3 protein-coding genes and 2 pseudogenes are annotated in these 2732 nt (G+C 34.0%); 4 read left to right on the plus strand and 1 reads right to left on the minus strand.

All coding sequences use genetic code 11. The features are described from left to right. The 4 genes and pseudogenes from EAE91_RS23165 to EAE91_RS23180 all read left to right on the plus strand — a co-directional run. Positions 1 to 464 (plus strand): annotated as a pseudogene (locus tag EAE91_RS23165) (hypothetical protein); the annotation flags it as partial. Next, a complete protein-coding gene (locus tag EAE91_RS23170) occupies positions 464 to 919 on the plus strand; it encodes a hypothetical protein (RefSeq protein ID WP_214090502.1) in 456 nt (151 codons plus the stop codon). The pseudogene EAE91_RS23165 and the gene EAE91_RS23170, both read left to right, overlap by 1 nt. Before the next feature lie 49 nt (positions 920 to 968). After that, the gene (locus EAE91_RS23175) at positions 969 to 1304 is read left to right on the plus strand and encodes an HNH/ENDO VII family nuclease (RefSeq protein WP_244869007.1); all 336 of its coding nucleotides are present in this window, start codon (positions 969 to 971) and stop codon (positions 1302 to 1304) included. An 8-nt stretch (positions 1305 to 1312) separates the two neighbouring features. Continuing rightward, entirely contained in the window at positions 1313 to 1732 is a 420-nt protein-coding gene (locus tag EAE91_RS23180; RefSeq protein ID WP_214090503.1) for an SMI1/KNR4 family protein, read from the plus strand. A gap of 593 nt (positions 1733 to 2325) precedes the next feature. On the opposite strand, the pseudogene EAE91_RS25145 reads toward EAE91_RS23180, so the two are convergent. Then, a pseudogene (locus EAE91_RS25145) lies at positions 2326 to 2442 on the minus strand (amino acid ABC transporter substrate-binding protein); the annotation flags it as partial. Positions 2443 to 2732: the final 290 nt, after the last annotated feature.

Raw genomic sequence — 2732 nt, forward strand, 5'->3', positions numbered from 1 at the left:
CGACAGAAAACCAAAACGATTTAGGGCTGTTATATAACTCATTGCCCGCTTGGGAAAAAGGTGCACTAATAGCCAAAGAGGCCGTAGAATCTGCCGGTATTGGTGGTGCTATCGGCAGCAAAGCTTCGGTTGCTTCAATTGTTGGGAAGAATAAAGGTGAGCAATCTTCACATGGCTATACGCTAAACAAAAATGGTCAAATGATAGGTGCAAATGGAGTTCAAGTACCGAGTAAAACAATTTGGAAAGGAGTAGGTAAAGAACGTATTGATGTGGAAAATCCTAATCCTGGTCAACGAGCAGGGCAATTACACTATCAAGACAATCAAGGAAATAAATACTATTATGATGCTATTTCAAATACATTTCCTGATGCACCTAAAAAAGTCAATGAGCTATTAAAGAATAGTAATTTTAAGAGTGCGATTGATAAGGGTATGCAACAATACTTAGGGGAAAAATAATGCTGAAAGCTAACTTAAACATGAAACAGAAAATGAATGAGTTAAAAAGAAATCATTTGGTTCTTACCGATGAACTACAATCAATCATATCCAGTGGATTTATTGAAAAGGAAAATTGCTTTTTCTCTAAAAAACTGATGACTTATAGTGCTTCTGCATCCCAAAAACATTTTCAGGATTGTGTTGGATTCGAGTGTTTTGTAAATTCACTTCATATTGATGACTATGTGAATAAAGATTATTTAGAATATTCAATATTATTCTGTAATTCATTACTTATTTCATGGAATTCTTTTAATCCCATTAATAAGCTTAATGTTATTATTTCATTAGACGAATTTGGATCTTTAGTTAAATTTCATTTAGACAGGGTTGGGGAAATGTGGTTAAATGAAAACTTAGAATCATATGATGAGCCTATTTTAATAACAAACAGTTTTATTGAATTACAGTAAAAAACACATAATAAGTCGAATATAACCATATATTTATATATGGTTATATTTGTTAGCTGAGCCAATTGAATTTCAAGGGAATAAGGTTTATCAGAGAAATGATATATTCGATCCGAAATATATTGACCCAAAATCAGGAAAAACGAACATAGAGCTAATGTCATCTGGTCGTGCACCAATCGGTGCAGATGGTAAACCAGTGAATCTTCACCACATGTTACAGAAACAAGATGGTGCAATTGCAGAAATTACACAATCTTTCCATAAAGAAAATCATGGAGTTATACATATTAATGATAATAGTATTCCTTCAGGCATAAATAGAGCAGAATTTAACAAATGGCGTTCTAACTATTGGAAAGATAGAGCCAAAAGCTATAAATAGGTATAAAAATGAATGACGATTTAGATAAAATTATCAATGAGTTAAAACTTCTATCTGGTGGAGAAAAAAGCAACACAGATCTACCAGATGATGAATTGCTAGCACAATATGAACGTGGTATTGGTTTTACCTTTCCTAATGACTATAAAAAAGTTTTAAAGGAAATAGGGAATGTTTTCTATGGTTCCATAGAATTATTATCTGTAACTAAAGATAAACAAAATTATGGTGAGTTATCACAATCTCTTGAAGATGCAAGAAAGTTAGGAGTACCTAAAGACTGGTTACCTATTTGTGAAGATAACGGAAACTACTACTGTCTTCTTCCTGGCGGTCAAGTTAGATACTGGTCCCATGATGGTTATAGTAATGAGATGTGGTCAGATATCACTGATTGGCTCCAACAAGTATGGATAAATGGTAATTAATGAATACTTATCCTTGCCAAGAGCTTGTAAATAGATTTACGTAATTTCTCGTTAATAAAATGACCACTCTCCCTGTGTTAACAGTACGCTAACACAGGGAATTTATAGCCCATCTATCAGCCAGTCGATTAATTAAACACACGTTCAAGCAAGCCCTGAGTGTTTTCAGGGCCGGGAATCGATATATTCATGAGTTATCTGTTCCAGAAAAATTGCGAAATTTTCGAGCTATCGTATAACAAACAGAAGACAGAAGACAGAGAATATAAGTATAGCCAGTAAGAATAAAGACCAGAGTTATTGTAATATTTCACTTATTTTAAAGGTTAATTATCACTATATTATCTAAAAAGATTATTTATTCTGTTACTTGGATTCTCATAAAGTTACTGATTTAAATTAACATTAACAATCTCCTTATCGTTAAAATAGGGAGATTATGTCTTAGATAATTAAGTAAAGAGAAAAACTAATATTGGGGAGCCAAAACTCATTTTTCTTTCCGCCAGAAACGGAAAAGAGATTTTTTCCTACGTTGTAGAGTAAAGCGCCAAACACATCACGAAATAAATCAACGCAACAAATAAAAAGTAAACCATGCTGCGGTTAAGCGCAGCAAAGGCCAGAGGTGTGTTGTCATAAGAGATCACTTTGGCTGTCGGATCATGCTCGCGCAGATGCTGCACAATTGCCTGGTTAACTATTACACGAAAGTTAAAAGAACTTGGGTTGGGGTAAGGAGGTAATATCTCCAGCCCCACCACCATTTTATGGAATTTAATATATCAGATTCCCCATTAGCAGGATTAAATAACCGATCCAGATCACATTTTATACTACTCCTTCCAGACAAGAAAATAATACCTCATTAGAATAGTTTAATAATGTTATTATTAAACTATCAAGATTATCTATGGGAAGCCGTTTTCTTTATCACCGAAGCCTGACAGGGCTTATGCTGCTAGCAATCTCTGAACTAGCCCATGCTTCAACACCGATC

Origin of the sequence: Photorhabdus noenieputensis (assembly GCF_018448935.1) — a bacterium.
GTDB classification, from domain to species: domain Bacteria; phylum Pseudomonadota; class Gammaproteobacteria; order Enterobacterales; family Enterobacteriaceae; genus Photorhabdus; species Photorhabdus noenieputensis.

Coding starts and splice junctions, on each gene's coding strand:
- EAE91_RS23170 (WP_214090502.1), top strand. CDS start 464: ATGCTGAAAGCTAACTTAAACATGAAACAGAAAATGAATGAGTTAAAA.
- EAE91_RS23180 (WP_214090503.1), top strand. CDS start 1,313: ATGAATGACGATTTAGATAAAATTATCAATGAGTTAAAACTTCTATCT.